A 15,347-nucleotide genomic window follows, 5' to 3' on the forward strand; every position below is an offset into this window, starting at 1 on the left:
GCGGGAGGTTGCATCGATATCCCCGGCCGTCGCCGCGGATATTCATGCCGACCGGAAACCGGTCACATGTCAACCGATATGTCCGAGGTATCCCCGGTCTCCGAATACCGCGAGCGCCTCACGGAATGGCGATGCCGGGCACAGAGGAGATATCCAGAAATCTCAGGAAATGGACGCCAGAAAACGGAGCCGGTCCTCGTCCGGCAGATGGTCGACGAACAGGACCCCGTCGAGGTGGTCGGCCTCGTGCTGGAGAACCCGGGCCAGCATGCCGACGGCCCGCAGGGTCACCGGCCGCCCGTGCATGTCCCTGCCCCTCGCCACGACGGAGAACGCCCGCTCCCTCGGCCACCAGACCCCGGGCGCGGACAGGCAGGCCTCGTCGGCAACGACCATGCGCCCCGAGCGTTCGAGCCGGGGGTTGACGAGGTGGCCGGACCGGCCGTCCACGTCGTACGCGAGGACCCGGAGAGGGACCCCGATCTGCGGGGCGGCGAGCCCGGCGCGGCCCGGTCCGGCCCTCATGGTGGCGGTGAGCGACCTGACGAGGTCGCGGAGCGGAAGGCCGAACTCCGTGACGGGCTCGGCCACGTGGCGTAACGACGGATCGGTGAACACGCGGATCGGCCGGACAGTCATGCACGCTCCCCACGGCGACGATGACACGAGAACGGAATTCCCCGTCCTGGGAGTGGTCAATCTTTGTTAAATCCATGTTGCATCCGTTATGCGTATGGATTGCCTGTTTCGCCCGTGCGAGACATGTAACTGGTGCACAGTCGCACTTCGCCGAAGTGCGTAACGCGATCCTCCTAGCTTCGGTACGGCTCCCGACACGCAGCCGGACACGCAGGAGGAACGATGACGGTGGCACAGGTGGCGTCCGCGACCCCGGCCAAGGGCCGGTGGATCGCCGACTGGCGGCCCGACGACCCCGCCTTCTGGACGGGCGGCGGCCGGCGCGTGGCCCGGCGGAACCTCGTCCTGTCGATAGCCGCCGAGCACCTCGGCTTCACGATGTGGACGGTCTGGAGCATCGTCGCGGTCAAGCTCGGCGCCTACCGGTTCTCCACCGACCAGCTGTTCTGGATCGTCTCGCTGCCCAACCTCGTGGGGTCGGCGCTGCGCTTCCCCTACACGTTCGCGCCCGCGCGGTTCGGCGGCCGGAACTGGACGGTCGTGAGCGCCCTGCTGCTGCTCGTGCCCGCGGTCCTCCTCGCGGTCGCCGTGAGCGACCCCGCCACGCCGTACTGGGCCTTCCTCGTCATCGCGGCGACGGCCGGGCTCGGCGGCGGCAACTTCGCCTCCAGCATGGCGAACATCACCTATTTCTATCCGCAGGACCGGCAGGGCGCGGCGCTCGGCCTGAACGCCGCCGGGGGCAACATCGGGGTCAGCTCGGTCCAGCTCGTGATGCCGCTGGTCATCGGCGGGCTGGGGCTGGCCGCGGCCGGGCTGTTCTGGGTGCCGTTCATCCTGGCCGCCGCGATCGGCGCCTACTTCCTGATGGACAACCTCACCGCGGCCAGGGCCGAGCCGAGGGAGATGGTCAAGGCGGCCGGCCGCGCCCAGACGTGGATCATGTCGGTCCTCTACATCGGCACGTTCGGCTCGTTCATCGGGTACTCGACGGCCTTCCCGCTGCTCATCAAGTCGCAGTTCCCGGAGCGCGCCGCGCTGGTCTCGCTGGCCTTCCTCGGGCCGCTGGTCGGCTCGCTCATCCGGCCCGCCGGCGGCTGGCTCTCGGACCGGCTCGGCGGCGCGGCCGTGACGTTCTGGAACTTCGCCGCCATGATCGTCTCGGTGCTGCTCGTCTGGCGCGGGCTGGCCGGGCACTCCTTCGCCCTGTTCTTCGTCGCGTACATGCTGCTCATCGGGACGTCCGGGGTCGGCAACGGCTCGACGTACCGGATGATCCCGGCCATCTTCCGCGCCAAGGCCGTCGCCGGTCTGGAGACCGGCACCCCCGAGCACGAGGAGGCCGCCCGGACCGCCCGGCGCGACTCGGCGGCGGCCATCGGCTTCATCTCGGCCATCGGCGCGTTCGGCGGCTTCTTCATCAACCGCGGCTTCGGCAGCTCCATCGCGGCGACCGGGGGCGCGGGGGCGGCCATCGCCGCCTTCGCGGCGTTCTACGCGGTGTGCTTCGCGATCACCTGGTTCTGCTACCTGCGGACGTACGGCGCCGCGACGGCCCCCAGCCTCGCGGCGGCCCGCGTCTGAGCCCGGCCGGCCTCCGCGTGGCACGACGACGGCGGGCGCTCCCCGGAGCGCCCGCCCTTGCCGCGCGAGCGGAGGCGGCGACCCCTCCCGGCCCTCCCCGTCCACGAGTTCCTCAGGCCGCGCACCGCGCGGCGGGCGAGACGACGAGGTCTCTCACAGCCCGCGATCGCGGGTGTTAGCGCGGTTGGCGGCTTGTAGCACAGCGGTAACAGAAGGGACCCAGCGGTGAAACCGCCTGAAAGCACGATCGGATCCATGCCGATCTCACTGTCCGCTCCCGCTCCTGTGATGTCACGGGTGCCGGTGGGCTCGGCCACGCACTGCCCGTACTGCGCCCTGCAGTGCGGCATGCACGTGGCCGGCGGCGAGATCACGCCCCGCGAGGACGTCCCGGCCAACGCGGGCGCCCTGTGCCAGAAGGGGTGGACGGCCGCCGAGCTGCTGTCGTCGCCGGAACGGCTCACCACCCCGCTCCTGCACGGCCGGCCCGTCCCGTGGGACGAGGCGCTCGACTACGCCGCCGCCCGGATCAGGGCGCTGCAGGCCGAGCACGGGCCGGACGCCGTGGCCGTGTTCGGGGGCGGCGGGCTCACCAACGAGAAGGCGTACCTGCTGGGCAAGTTCGCCCGGGTGGCGCTGCGCACCAGCCAGGTCGACTACAACGGGCGGTTCTGCATGTCGTCGGCGGCCGCGGCGGCCAACCGGGCCTTCGGCATGGACCGCGGGCTGCCGTTCCCCATCACGGACATCGGCCGGGCGGACGCCGTCCTGCTCGCCGGTGGCAACGTCGCGGAGACCATGCCCCCTTTCGTGCGGCACCTGTCCGCGATGCGGGCGCGCGGCGGACGGCTCGTCGTCACCGACCCCCGGCTCACCCCGACGGCCCGGCTGGCCGACCTCCACCTGCAGGTGACGCCGGGCACCGACCTCGCGCTCGCGCTCGGGCTGCTGCACATCGCGATCGCCGAGGGGCACGCCGACCTCGGCTACCTCGCGGCCCGCACGACCGGGTTCGAGCAGGTGCGCACGTCGGTGTCCGCCTGGTGGCCCGAGCGGGTGGAGCGGATCACCGGGGTGCCGGTCGCGCGGATGCGCGAGGCCGTGCGCATCCTCGGGGAGGCGCCCCGCGCGATCGTCCTCACCGGCCGCGGGGCGGAGCAGCACGCCAAGGGCACCGACACCGTCACCGCGTTCATCAACCTGGCGCTCACGCTCGGGTTGCCGGGCCGTGAGGGCTCCGGGTACGGCTGCGTCACCGGCCAGGGCAACGGCCAGGGCGGACGGGAGCACGGGCAGAAGGCCGACCAGCTCCCGGGCTACCGCAGGATCGACGACCCGGCGGCTCGGGAGCACGTCGCGGCCGTGTGGGGGGTGGACCCCGGCGACCTGCCCGGGCCGGGACGGTCCGCCTACGAGCTGCTCGACGCGCTGGGCACGCCCGGCGGGCCGAGGGCCCTGCTGCTGTTCGGCTCCAACCCGGCCGTTTCGGCCCCGGACGCGGGCCGGATCGCGCGCCGCCTGGCCGGCCTCGACCTCCTCGTGGTGTCCGACTTCATGCTGTCGGAGACCGCGGCGGCGGCCGACGTCGTGCTGCCCACCACCCAGTGGGCCGAGGAGGCGGGCACGATGACCAACCTGGAGGGCCGGGTGCTGCTGCGCCGCCAGGCCGCCGCGCCGCCGCCGGGCGCGCGCAGCGACCTGGAGATCCTCCGCGGCCTCGCCGAACGGCTGGGCTGGGGCGACCGGTTCCCCGCCGACCCGCGCACCGTCTTCGACGAGCTCCGGGCGGCCTCGGCCGGGGGCCTCGCCGACTACTCGGGCATCACCTACGAGCGGATCGCCGCCGAGACCGGGGTGTTCTGGCCCTGCCCGGACACCGGCCCCGGCGGCGCGCCTCACCCCGGCACCCCGCGGCCGTTCCTCGACCGGTTCCCGACCCCGGACGGGCGGGCGCGGCTGGTCCCGGTCGAGCACCGGCCGGCCGCCGAGGACGTGGACGAGGAGTTCCCCATCTACCTGACCACCGGCCGGGTGCTGGCCCACTACCAGTCGGGCGCGCAGACCCGGCGGATCCGGCCGCTGACCGAGGCGTCGCCCGAGGTGTTCGTCGAGCTGCACCCCGACCTGGCCGAGCGGCTGGGCATCGGGCCGGGCGACCTCGTGCGGGTGCGCAGCCGCCGCGGCAGCGCGGTCGGCACGGCCCGGGTGAGCGCCTCCATCCGTCCCGACACCGTGTTCATGCCGTTCCACTGGGAGGGCGCGAACCTGCTCACCAACCCGGCCCTCGACCCCACGTCGCGGATGCCGGAGTTCAAGGTGTGCGCGGCGGCGGTCGAGCCGTGCGACGACGGGGAGCGGGTGGCATGAGGCTCGTCGTGGTGGGGAACGGGATGGCCGGCGCCCGTCTGGTGAGCGAGGTGCGCGCCCGGTCCGCAGACGTGAGGATCACGGTGTTCGGGGCCGAGGCATGGCAGCCGTACAACCGGGTGCTGCTGTCGAACGTGCTGGCCGGCACGTCGAGCCCGGACCAGGTCCGGCTGCTCGACCCGCGCTGGTACGCCGACCACGGCGTGACCGCGCGGCTCGGCGTCCCGGTGACGGCGATCGACCGCGACTGCCGGACCGTCATCGCGGCCGACGGGACGCGGGAGCCGTACGACGTGCTGGTGCTGGCGACCGGCAGCGAGCCGGTCGTCCCGCCGATTCCCGGGGTCGAACGGGCGACGGCGTTCCGCACGCTCGACGACTGCGACCGCATCCGGGAGGCGGCGGAGCGGGCCGGCGGCGCGGTGGTGGTCGGCGGGGGGCTGCTCGGCATCGAGGCGGCCCGGGGGCTCGCCGGGCGCGGCGTCCCCGTGACGCTGCTCCACCTGGCGGGCCACCTGATGGAGCGCCAGCTCGACGCGGAGGCCGGGCTCATCCTGCGGGAGACCCTCGGCGGCCTCGGCGTGGACATCCGCACGGGCGTCACGGTGAGCGCCGTACGGGAGCGGCACGTGGAGCTGTCCACGGGCGAGCGGATGGACGCCGACCTCGTGGTGCTCGCGTGCGGGGTCCGCCCGGTGGTGGGGCTCGCCCGCGACGCGGGCCTGGAGGTGGACCGCGGCGTCGTCGTGGACGACGAGCTGCGCACCGACGACCCCTCGATCTTCGCGATCGGCGAGTGCGCCCAGCACGCCGGTCACGTGTACGGCCTGGTGGCGCCCGCCTGGGAGCAGGCGTCGGTGGTGGCCGACCTGGTGACGGGGACCGACAAGGAGGCCCGCTACCGCGGCTCCCGGCTGGTCACCCGGCTCAAGGCGTCCAGTGTGGAGCTCGCCGCCATGGGCGAGACCCACCTGACCGAGGACGAGGCGGAGATCGTCCGCTTCTCCCACCGGCACAAGGGCACCTACCGCAAGCTCGTGATCCGCGACGGCCGGCTGGTCGGCGCGATCCTGCTGGGCGAGACGGCGGCGGTGGGCACGCTGACCCAGCTGTTCGACCGGGGAGGGCCGCTGCCCTTCGACCGCGCGGGACTGCTGTTCCCCGGCCTGGGCGGCGTCCCGGTGGCCGACAGCCCGACCCGGATGCCCGACGCGGCCCGGGTCTGCCAGTGCAACAACGTGACGAAGGGCCAGATCCGCGCGTGCTGGGAGTCCGGCGCGCGGGACGTCGAAGCGGTAGCCGCCGCGACGAGGGCCACGACCGGATGCGGCGGCTGCCGCGACGCGGTCGAGGGCATCGTCGGCTGGCTGTGCGAGCAGGAGGGCGTGAGCGCATGAGACTCGTCGTTGTCGGGCACGGCCCCACGGCGCACCGGCTGACCGAGACGCTCGTGGAACGGGGCTTCAGCGGGACGATCACGGTGATGGGGGAGGAGCCGCGCCCCGCGTACGACCGGGTCGCGCTCACCTCCTACCTGAGCGGCCGGACCGTGGAGGACCTCACCTACCCCGTGCCCGACGGGGTGACGCTCCGGCTCGGCGGCAGGGTGACCGCGATCGACCGGGAGCGGCGCACGGTCACGACCGAGGCGGGCGAGACCGAGCCGTACGACGTGCTGGTGCTGGCCACGGGGTCGGCGCCGTTCGTGCCGCCGGTCCCCGGGCGGGACCTGCCCGGGTGCTTCGTCTACCGCACCATCGAGGACCTGGACGCCATCAGGGAGGCCTCCCGCGGCGCGGGCGCCGGCATCGTCATCGGCGGCGGCCTGCTCGGGCTGGAGGCCGCCGACGCGCTGCGCGGGCTCGGCCTGGAGACCCACGTCGTCGAGATGAGCAAGTGGCTGATGCCCCGCCAGGTGGACGAGGGCGGCGGCTCGCTGCTGCGCCACCACATCGAGGCGCTCGGCCTGACCATCCACACCGGCGCCGGGGTGGCGGCGATCGAGGCGGGCCCGGACGGCAGGGTGGCGCGGCTGGTCAAGCCGGACGGCGAGGTCGTCGAGGCCGGGGTCGTGGTGTTCTCGGCGGGCGTCCGCCCGCGCGACGAGCTGGCCAGGGCCTGCGGCCTGGAGGTGGGCGAGCGCGGCGGCGTCGTCGTGGACGAGGGCATGCGCACCTCCGACCCGCGCGTCTACGCCATCGGGGAGTGCGCGCTGGCGGGCGGCATGGTCTACGGGCTCGTCGGGCCGTGCTTCGCGCAGGCGGAGGTGGCCGCCGACCGGATCCTGGGCGGCCCGGCGGTCTTCGAGGGCGCCGACATGTCCACCAAGCTGAAACTCCTCGGCGTGGAGGTGGCGCAGTTCGGGGCGATGTCGGGCGCGCTCGACGTCACCTACATGGACCCGGTGGCCGGCATCTACAAGAGGCTGTTCATCAGCGACGACGCCAAGACGCTGCTGGGCGGGATCTGCGTCGGCGACGCCGGGCCGTACAGCGCGCTGCGGCCCTTCGTGGGCAAGCCGCTCCCGGCGGCCCCGCACGACCTGCTTTTCGCCGGTGCCGGCTCGGCCCAGCTCGACCTGCCGGACGACGCCCAGGTCTGCTCGTGCAACAACGTCACGAAGGGCCGGATCTGCTCGGCCATCGCGGACAAGGGCCTGACCGACGTCCAGGGCATCAAGGACTGCACCCGGGCCGGCACCACCTGCGGAAGCTGCGTGCCGATGCTGAAGCAGCTCCTCGTGACGTCCGGCGTCGAGGTCAGCAAGGCGCTGTGCGAGCACTTCGCGTACAGCAGGGCCGAGCTGTTCGACATCGTCCTGGTCCGCGGCATCACCACGTTCTCCCAGCTCATCGCCGAGCACGGCAGCGGGCGCGGCTGCGACATCTGCAAACCGGCGGTGGCCTCGATCCTCGCCTCCCTCGGCAACGGCCACATCCTCGACGGGGAGCAGGCCGCGCTGCAGGACACCAACGACCACTTCCTGGCCAACATCCAGAAGAACGGCACCTACTCGGTCGTCCCGCGCATCCCCGGAGGCGAGATCACCCCGGAGAAGCTCATCGTGATCGGCGAGGTGGCCCGCGACTTCGGCCTCTACACCAAGATCACCGGAGGGCAGCGGATCGACCTGCTCGGCGCCCGCGTCGAGCAGCTTCCCCGCATCTGGCGGCGGCTCGTGGACGCCGGCTTCGAATCCGGCCATGCGTACGGCAAGGCGCTGCGCACGGTGAAGTCGTGCGTCGGGTCCACGTGGTGCCGCTACGGCGTGCAGGACTCGGTCGGCCTGGCCATCGCCCTGGAGCTGCGCTACCGCGGGCTGCGCTCGCCGCACAAGCTCAAGGCGGCCGTGTCGGGCTGCGCCCGGGAGTGCGCCGAGGCCCGGTCGAAGGACTTCGGCGTCATCGCGACCGAGCAGGGCTGGAACCTGTACGTCGGCGGCAACGGGGGCTTCCGGCCCCGGCACGCCGACCTGCTCGCCGCCGACCTGAGCACCGACGACCTGGTCCGCGCCATCGACAGGTTCCTGATGTTCTACATCCGCACCGCCGACCGGCTGCAGCGGACCGCGACCTGGCTGGAGAGCCTGGACGGCGGCCTCGACTACCTCCGGGCCGTCATCGTCGACGACTCGCTGGGGATCTGCGCCGACCTCGACGCCCAGATGGAGCGGCACGTCGCGACGTACGCCGACGAGTGGCGGGCCGCCATCGAGGACCCCGAGAAGCTGCGCAGGTTCGTCAGCTTCGTCAACGCCCCGGACGTCCCCGACCCCTCGATCTCGTTCGAGACCGAACGCGACCAGATCAAGCCCGTGTTCATCCCTCTGGAGGTGGCACCGCGATGACCGTGCTCGAGACGGCCCCCCCGGCCGGCAGGCGCGAATGGACCCAGGTCTGCCCGTACACCGAACTGCTCCCCGAGCGGGGCGTGGCGGTGCTGGTGGACGACAGGCAGGTGGCGGTCTTCCGCACCTTCGACGGCGCGCTGTACGCGCTGGGCAACCACGACCCGTTCAGCGGCGCGTACGTGCTGTCGCGCGGCATCGTCGGCACCAGGAACGGCGAGCCGACCGTCGCGTCGCCGATGCACAAGCAGGTGTTCTCACTGGTCACGGGGGTGTCCGTGGACGACCCGGACATCGCCGTGCCGACCTACCCCGTCCGGGTCACGGACGGGAACGTGGAGGTGAGCGTGGCATGACCGCGCTGCTGGACGAACCCGTGGTCACCCTCGAGACGGCCCCCGACGCGCTCGCCGGGTTCACGATCGGGGTGACCGCGACGCGCCGCAGCGAGGAGCTGTCGGCGCTGCTGGAACGGCGCGGCGCGCGGGTGGTGCGGGCCCCCGCGATCCGCATCGTGCCGCTCGCCGAGGACACCGGCCTGCTCGCGGCCACCCGGGCCTGCCTGCAGGCGCCGGTGGACGACGTGGTGATCACCACGGGCGTCGGCTTCCGCGGCTGGATGGCCGCCGCCGAGGGATGGGGCCTGTCCTCGGACCTGAACGCCCACCTCGGCAAGGCCCGGCTGCTCGCCCGCGGCCCCAAGGCCAGGGGAGCGGTCCGGGCCGCCGGGCTGGCCGACTTCTGGACCCCGGCGACCGAGTCGTGCGAGGAGGTGAAGCAGTACCTGCTCGCCCAGGACCTGCGCGGCCGCCGCATCGCCGTGCAGCTCCACGGCGAGCCGCTGACCGGCTTCGTCGCCGCGCTGCGCGACGGAGGCGCCGAGGTCATCGAGGTGCCCGTGTACCGGTGGCTGCCCTACCGCGACACCTCCCCGCTGCGCCGCCTGGTCAGCCAGGCCGTCACGGGGGCCGTGGACGCGGTGGCCTTCACCAGCGCGCCGGCCGTGCTGGCCATGCTCCAGGCGGCCCGCGCCGACGGCCTCGAGGACGCCCTGCTGGCGGCGTTCGACACCCGGGTCGTGGCGGCCTGCGTCGGCCCGGTCACCGCTGGGCCCCTGACCTCCCGAGGGGTCCGGGCGGTCCAGCCGGACCGGGCCCGGCTCGGCGCCCTCGCCCGCACGCTCGCCCGCCACCTGCCCGCCAACAGTGTCACCCGGCTGGTCGCGGGCGGTCACGAGCTGGAGATCCGCGGCCACGCGGTCGCCGTCGACGGCGACCTGAAGCCGCTCCCGCCGGCCCCGATGGCCGTGCTGAAGCGGCTCGCCGAGCGGCCCGGGCACGTGGTGGCCCGGGCCGACCTGCGGGTCGTGCTCCCCGGCGGCCCCTCGCGCGACTCGGCCGAGCACGCGGTCGAGATGGCCATCACCCGCCTGCGCCGCGCCCTCGGCCCCGCCGGGATCGTCGAGACCGTGGTGAAGCGCGGCTACCGCCTGGCCTGCGGCCGGGACGAGCGATGACGGCACGCCAGGCGCGGGGGCGCGCCGAGGCCGCCCCGGCGCTGGTGCTGGCCGCCCACGGCGCCCGCAGCGGCCACTGGGAGTCCGTCATGGAGTCCCTGGCCGCGCGGGTCCGCCGGGCCCGCCCGGGCCGCCGCGTGGAGCTGGGATTCCTTGAGATCAGCGAGCCCCCGCTCGCCGGCGTGCTCGCCGAGGTGCCGGGACCGGTGGTCGTGGTCCCGCTGCTGCTGGCCGGCGGGTACCACGTGCACATCGACCTGCCCGCCGTCGTGGCCCGCACCCGGCCGGACGCCGTGGTGGCCGGGCAGCTCGGTCCCCACCCGCTGCTCACGTCCGTGCTGGCCCGCCGGCTGGCCGCGGCCGGGCTGCGGTCGTGCGACACCGTCGTCCTCGGCGCGGCCGGCTCGTCCGACCCGGCGGCCCTGGAGGACGTGCGCGCCGCCGCCCGCCTGCTGTCCGTACGGCTCTCGCGGCCCGTCACGGCCGCGTACGCGTCGGCCGGCGCCCCGGGCCTGGAGGAGGCGCTGCGGCGCGCGAGGGAGGGGCTGGCGCCCCGCATCGCGGTGGCGTCCTACCTGCTGGCGCCCGGCCACTTCCACGACCGGCTGATCGACGCCGGCGCCGACCTGGTCAGCGCGCCCATCGGCGCCGACGAGAACGTGGCCGCCCTGGTCTGGACCCGGTACGACGAGGCCCTGGAGCGCCCGGCCGCCGTCCGGGCAGCCGCCCACCGCGCGCTGCGCGTCGTCTCCTGAGAAGCCGTCCGCTGAGAGGGCGTGTACGGAGAAGGCGTGTCCTGAGAAGCCGTCTCCTGAGAGGCGGCGGGCGCCGGCGCGTGTGAAGCGTCCGGCCGGGCGGCGGACGTCAGCGGTCGGTGCCGCGGTCGCGGCGGCGCAGGTAGCGCTCGAACTCGGCCGCGATCGCGTCCCCGCTCGCCTCGGGCAGCTCGGCCGCGTCCTTGCGCTCCTCCAGCTCCCGCACGTACTCGGCCACCTCGGTGTCCTGGGCGGCCAGCTCGTCGACCCCGTGCTCCCAGGCGCGGGCCTCCTCCGCCAGGTCGCCGTACGGCATGGGGATGTCGAGCATGTCCTCGATCCGGCGCAGCAGCGCCAGCGTGGCCTTCGGGTTCGGCGGCTGCGCCACGTAGTGGGGGACCGACGCCCACAGGGACACGGTCCGCACCCCGGCGCCGCCGAGCGTGTGCTGCAGGACGCCCACGATGCCCGTCGGGCCCTCGTACTTGGTGAGCTCCAGGTTGAGCGCCCGGGCCATGCCGGGGTCGCTCACCGAGCCGACGATCGGAACCGGCCGGGTGTGCGGCGAGTCGTTGAGCAGCGCGCCCAGCAGGATCGCCAGGTCGACGCCCAGGTCGTGGCACAGGCCGACGATCTCGGCGCAGAACGACCGCCACCGCATGTTGGGCTCGATGCCGCGCAGGAGGACGACGTCGCGCTTGGCGCCCGGGGGGCGGGCCAGCAGCAGCCGGGTGGTCGGCCACACGATCGACCGGGTGAGCCCGTCGCCCATCTCCACGATCGGCCGCGTCACCTGGAAGTCGTAGTAGTCCTCGGGGTCGAGCTCGACGAGGGGGGTGGCCTTCCACTCCGTCTCGAGGTGCGCCAGCACGCCGCTGGACGCCTCGCCCGCGTCGTTCCACCCTTCGAACGCGGCGATCAGCACCGGGTCGACGAGCTCGGGGAGCCCTTCGAACTCGATCACGCGCCGCCTCCCTCGTTGGCCCACTGCAGTATGGCTCACCCCAAGACTATTCGGTGAGGAGGGCCGGGCGTCACTCCCCGCGGCGCGGCCGTCCGGCGTGGTGCGCGCGAGCGGCGGGAACGCCGCCGGGACCGGGCCTTCCGCCTGTAGCGCAATCAGGGCAAAGGATCCGCGTCGCGGGGCCGATAGTCTTGCTCCCATGACCAGCAGACCGTCCTTCCGCGAAGTGCTGTCCGAGCGAACTCTGATCGCCGACGGAGCCATGGGGACGATGCTGCAGTCCTACGACCCCACGCTCGACGACTTCCAGGGCCACGAGGGCTGCAACGACGTGCTCAACGTGAGCCGTCCCGACATCGTGCGCGCCGTCCACGACGCCTACCTGGCCGTCGGCGTCGACTGCGTGGAGACCAACACCTTCAACGCCAACCGTGCGGCGCTGGGGGAGTACGGCATCGCCGACCGGATCTTCGAGCTGTCCGAGGCCGGGGCGCGCCTGGCCCGCGAGCAGGCCGACGAGTGGTCCACGAAGGACAGGCCGCGGTTCGTGCTCGGCTCGATGGGCCCGGGGACGAAGCTGCCGACGCTCGGCCACCTGCCGTACGAGACGCTGCGGGACGCCTACCGGGACAACGCCGCCGGCCTGATCGCGGGCGGCGCGGACGCCCTGATCATCGAGACCTGCCAGGACCTGCTGCAGGTCAAGGCCGCCGTTGTCGGGGCGAAGCGGGCCATCGAGGCGGCCGGGCGGGACGTGCCGATCATCACGCAGGTCACCATCGAGACCAACGGCGCCATGCTGCTCGGCTCGGAGATCGGCGCCGCGCTCACCGCGATCGAGCCGCTCGGCGTCGACCTGATCGGCCTCAACTGCGCCACCGGGCCCACGGAGATGAGCGAGCACCTGCGCTACCTGGCCCGCCACTCGCGGCTGCCGCTGTCGTGCATGCCGAACGCCGGGCTGCCGCAGCTCACCTCCGACGGCGCCTACTACCCGCTCAGCCCCGGCGAGCTGGCCGACGCCCACGACGCGTTCACCCGCGACTACGCGCTCGCGCTGGTGGGCGGCTGCTGCGGCACCACCCCCGAGCACCTGCGGCAGGTTGTGGAGCGCGTGGGCGGCCGTCCCAGGGGCACGCGCCGTCCCCGCCCCGAAGCCGGCGCGGCGTCGCTCTACCAGCACGTGCCGTTCCGGCAGGACACCTCCTACCTCGCGATCGGCGAGCGGACCAACGCCAACGGCTCCAAGGCGTTCCGCGAGGCGATGCTCGACGGCAACTACGAGGAGTGCGTCGAGATCGCCCGGGCCCAGGCCCGCGACGGCGCGCACATGCTCGACCTGTGCGTCGACTACGTGGGCCGCGACGGCGTGACCGACATGAAGGAGCTGGCCTTCCGGTTCGCCACGGCGTCCACGCTGCCGATCGTGATCGACTCGACCGAGCCGCCCGTGATCGAGGCCGGCCTGGAGATGCTCGGCGGCAGGGCCATCGTCAACTCCGTCAACTACGAGGACGGCGACGGGCCCGACTCCCGCTTCACGAAGGTGATGCGGCTGGTCAGGGAGCACGGCGCGGCCGTGGTCGCGCTGACGATCGACGAGGAGGGCCAGGCCCGCACGGCCGAGTGGAAGGTCCGCGTCGCGGTCCGCCTCATCGAGGACCTCGTCCGCAACTGGGGGATGCGGGTCGAGGACATCATCGTCGACTGCCTCACGTTCCCCATCGCCACCGGGCAGGAGGAGACCCGCCGCGACGCCATCGAGACGATCGAGGCGATCCGCGAGCTCAAGCGCCGCTACCCGGCCGTGCAGACCACGCTCGGCCTGTCGAACGTGTCGTTCGGCCTCAACCCGGCCGCCCGCATGGTGCTCAACTCGGTCTTCCTCAACGAGTGCGTGAACGCGGGGCTCGACTCGGCCATCGTGCACGCGTCCAAGATCCTGCCGATGGCACGCATCCCCGACGAGCAGCGGCAGGTCGCGCTCGACCTCGTGTACGACCGCCGCCGCGACGGGTACGACCCGCTGCAGCGGTTCATGGAGCTGTTCGAGGGCGTCGACGCCGCGTCCATGAAGGCGGGCAAGGCGGCCGAGCTGGCCGGGCTGCCGCTGTGGGAGCGGCTCAAGCGGCGCATCGTGGACGGCGAGCGCAAGGGCCTGGAGGCCGACCTCGACGAGGCCCTGGCCCAGCGCCCCGCTCTGGAGATCATCAACGACGTCCTGCTCGACGGCATGAAGACGGTCGGCGAGCTGTTCGGGTCGGGCCAGATGCAGCTGCCGTTCGTGCTCCAGTCGGCCGAGGTCATGAAGACGGCCGTGGCCTACCTGGAGCCGTACATGGACCGGGTCGAGGGCGACTCCAAGGGCCGCATCGTGCTGGCCACGGTCAAGGGCGACGTCCACGACATCGGCAAGAACCTCGTCGACATCATCCTGTCCAACAACGGCTACGACGTGGTGAACCTCGGCATCAAGCAGCCGGTCTCGGCCATCCTGGAGGCCGCCGAGGAGAACAGGGCCGACGTGATCGGCATGTCCGGCCTGCTGGTGAAGTCGACGGTCGTGATGAAGGAGAACCTCGAAGAGATGAACTCCCGGGGCATCGCCGGCCGCTTCCCCGTGCTGCTCGGGGGCGCCGCGCTCACCCGCGCGTACGTCGAGCAGGACCTGGCCGACCTCTACCAGGGCGAGGTCCGCTACGCCAGGGACGCCTTCGAGGGCCTGCGGCTGATGGACGCGTTCATGGCGGTCAAGCGCGGCGAGGACGGCGCGACGCTGCCGCCCCTGCGCGAGCGGCGGGTGAAGACGGGGGCCGTGCTCAGGCGGACGGCCGAGGAGGACCTGCCGGCCCGCTCCGACGTGGCGGCCGACAACCCCGTGCCCACGCCGCCGTTCCTGGGCGACCGGATCGTGAAGGGCATCCCGCTGGCCGACTACGCGGCCTTCCTCGACGAGCGGGCGACGTTCATGGGCCAGTGGGGCCTCAAGGCGGCCCGCGGCGGCGACGGGCCGTCGTACGAGGAGCTGGTCGAGATCGAGGGACGGCCCCGGCTGCGGATGTGGCTGGACCGGCTCCAGACGGAGAACCTGCTGGAGGCGGCCGTCGTCTACGGCTACTTCCCCTGCGTCAGCGAGGGCGACAGCCTGATCGTCCTGGACGACGAGGGCAAGGAGCGGACCCGGTTCACCTTCCCCCGGCAGCGCCGCGACCGGCACCTGTGCCTGGCCGACTTCTTCCGGCCCCGGGAGTCCGGCGAGGTCGACGTGGTCGGGTTCCAGGTGGTCACCATGGGCAACCGGATCAGCGAGGCCGCCGCCGAGCTGTTCGCCAAGGACGCCTACCGCGATTACCTGGAGCTCCACGGCCTGTCCGTGCAGCTGACGGAGGCGCTGGCGGAGTACTGGCACGCGCGGGTGCGGTCGGAGCTCGGGATCGGCGGCGACGAGTCGCTGGCCGACATGCTGAAGGTGAACATCGCCGGCTGCCGCTACTCGTTCGGCTACCCCGCCTGTCCCAACCTGGAGGACCAGGTTCAGGTGATGGGGCTGCTCGACCCGTCCCGGATCGGCGTGACGCTGTCGGAGGAGTTCCAGCTCCACCCCGAACAGGCCACGTCGGCCCTGATCGCCCACCATCCCGAGGCCAAGTACTTCAACGTGTAGGCCCCCCTGCG

The 15,347-nt window shown here is 73.1% G+C and carries 10 protein-coding genes; 8 read left to right on the top strand and 2 right to left on the bottom strand.

The features are described from left to right. Positions 1-162: 162 nt before the first annotated feature. Positions 163-639 (bottom strand): peptide deformylase, encoded by a 477-nt coding sequence (locus tag MPTA5024_RS00770; protein WP_036318665.1) that lies wholly within the window; start codon positions 637-639, stop codon positions 163-165. A 222-nt stretch (positions 640-861) separates the two neighbouring features. On the opposite strand from MPTA5024_RS00770, the gene MPTA5024_RS00775 reads away from it, so the two are divergent. The 7 genes from MPTA5024_RS00775 to MPTA5024_RS00805 all read left to right on the top strand — a co-directional run bounded on the left by MPTA5024_RS00775 (position 862) and on the right by MPTA5024_RS00805 (position 10,708). Next, entirely contained in the window at positions 862-2,223 is a 1,362-nt protein-coding gene (locus MPTA5024_RS00775) for an MFS transporter (RefSeq protein ID WP_051457566.1), read from the top strand. A gap of 255 nt (positions 2,224-2,478) precedes the next feature. Then, positions 2,479-4,590 (top strand): molybdopterin oxidoreductase family protein, encoded by a 2,112-nt coding sequence (locus MPTA5024_RS00780; RefSeq protein WP_051457567.1) that lies wholly within the window; start codon positions 2,479-2,481, stop codon positions 4,588-4,590. Next, complete coding sequence (locus MPTA5024_RS00785; RefSeq protein WP_036318669.1) at positions 4,587-5,987, top strand: FAD-dependent oxidoreductase; 1,401 nt, start codon at positions 4,587-4,589, stop codon at positions 5,985-5,987. The genes MPTA5024_RS00780 and MPTA5024_RS00785 overlap by 4 nt, the downstream gene beginning before the upstream one ends. Next, positions 5,984-8,437, top strand: a complete 2,454-nt coding sequence (gene nirB / locus MPTA5024_RS00790) for a nitrite reductase large subunit NirB (RefSeq protein ID WP_036318671.1) — start codon at positions 5,984-5,986, stop codon at positions 8,435-8,437. The genes MPTA5024_RS00785 and nirB overlap by 4 nt, the downstream gene beginning before the upstream one ends. Continuing rightward, a complete protein-coding gene (gene nirD / locus MPTA5024_RS00795; RefSeq protein WP_036318674.1) occupies positions 8,434-8,793 on the top strand; it encodes a nitrite reductase small subunit NirD in 360 nt (119 codons plus the stop codon). The genes nirB and nirD overlap by 4 nt, the downstream gene beginning before the upstream one ends. Beyond that, complete coding sequence (locus tag MPTA5024_RS00800) at positions 8,790-9,953, top strand: uroporphyrinogen-III synthase (RefSeq protein WP_051457568.1); 1,164 nt, start codon at positions 8,790-8,792, stop codon at positions 9,951-9,953. The genes nirD and MPTA5024_RS00800 overlap by 4 nt, the downstream gene beginning before the upstream one ends. Beyond that, positions 9,950-10,708, top strand: a complete 759-nt coding sequence (locus MPTA5024_RS00805; RefSeq protein ID WP_036318676.1) for a sirohydrochlorin chelatase — start codon at positions 9,950-9,952, stop codon at positions 10,706-10,708. The genes MPTA5024_RS00800 and MPTA5024_RS00805 overlap by 4 nt, the downstream gene beginning before the upstream one ends. A 109-nt stretch (positions 10,709-10,817) precedes the next feature. On the opposite strand, the gene MPTA5024_RS00810 is transcribed toward MPTA5024_RS00805, so the two are convergent. Beyond that, positions 10,818-11,672, bottom strand: coding sequence for a PAC2 family protein (locus tag MPTA5024_RS00810; RefSeq protein WP_036318679.1), 855 nt, complete (start codon positions 11,670-11,672; stop codon positions 10,818-10,820). Between the two features lie 199 nt (positions 11,673-11,871). On the opposite strand from MPTA5024_RS00810, the gene metH reads away from it, so the two are divergent. Further along, positions 11,872-15,336, top strand: coding sequence for a methionine synthase (metH, locus tag MPTA5024_RS00815; protein WP_036318680.1), 3,465 nt, complete (start codon positions 11,872-11,874; stop codon positions 15,334-15,336). The last annotated feature ends 11 nt before the right edge of the window (positions 15,337-15,347 follow it).

This window comes from Microbispora sp. ATCC PTA-5024 (assembly GCF_000511135.2).
In the GTDB taxonomy this organism is placed as follows: Bacteria; Actinomycetota; Actinomycetes; order Streptosporangiales; family Streptosporangiaceae; genus Microbispora; species Microbispora corallina.

Excerpts from the sequence above, each read along its gene's own strand:
- MPTA5024_RS00770 (WP_036318665.1), bottom strand. The coding sequence starts at position 639 with ATGACTGTCCGGCCGATCCGCGTGTTCACCGATCCGTCGTTACGCCAC.
- MPTA5024_RS00775 (WP_051457566.1), top strand. The coding sequence starts at position 862 with ATGACGGTGGCACAGGTGGCGTCCGCGACCCCGGCCAAGGGCCGGTGG.
- MPTA5024_RS00780 (WP_051457567.1), top strand. The coding sequence starts at position 2,479 with ATGCCGATCTCACTGTCCGCTCCCGCTCCTGTGATGTCACGGGTGCCG.
- MPTA5024_RS00785 (WP_036318669.1), top strand. The coding sequence starts at position 4,587 with ATGAGGCTCGTCGTGGTGGGGAACGGGATGGCCGGCGCCCGTCTGGTG.
- nirB (WP_036318671.1), top strand. The coding sequence starts at position 5,984 with ATGAGACTCGTCGTTGTCGGGCACGGCCCCACGGCGCACCGGCTGACC.
- nirD (WP_036318674.1), top strand. The coding sequence starts at position 8,434 with ATGACCGTGCTCGAGACGGCCCCCCCGGCCGGCAGGCGCGAATGGACC.
- MPTA5024_RS00800 (WP_051457568.1), top strand. The coding sequence starts at position 8,790 with ATGACCGCGCTGCTGGACGAACCCGTGGTCACCCTCGAGACGGCCCCC.
- MPTA5024_RS00805 (WP_036318676.1), top strand. The coding sequence starts at position 9,950 with ATGACGGCACGCCAGGCGCGGGGGCGCGCCGAGGCCGCCCCGGCGCTG.
- metH (WP_036318680.1), top strand. The coding sequence starts at position 11,872 with ATGACCAGCAGACCGTCCTTCCGCGAAGTGCTGTCCGAGCGAACTCTG.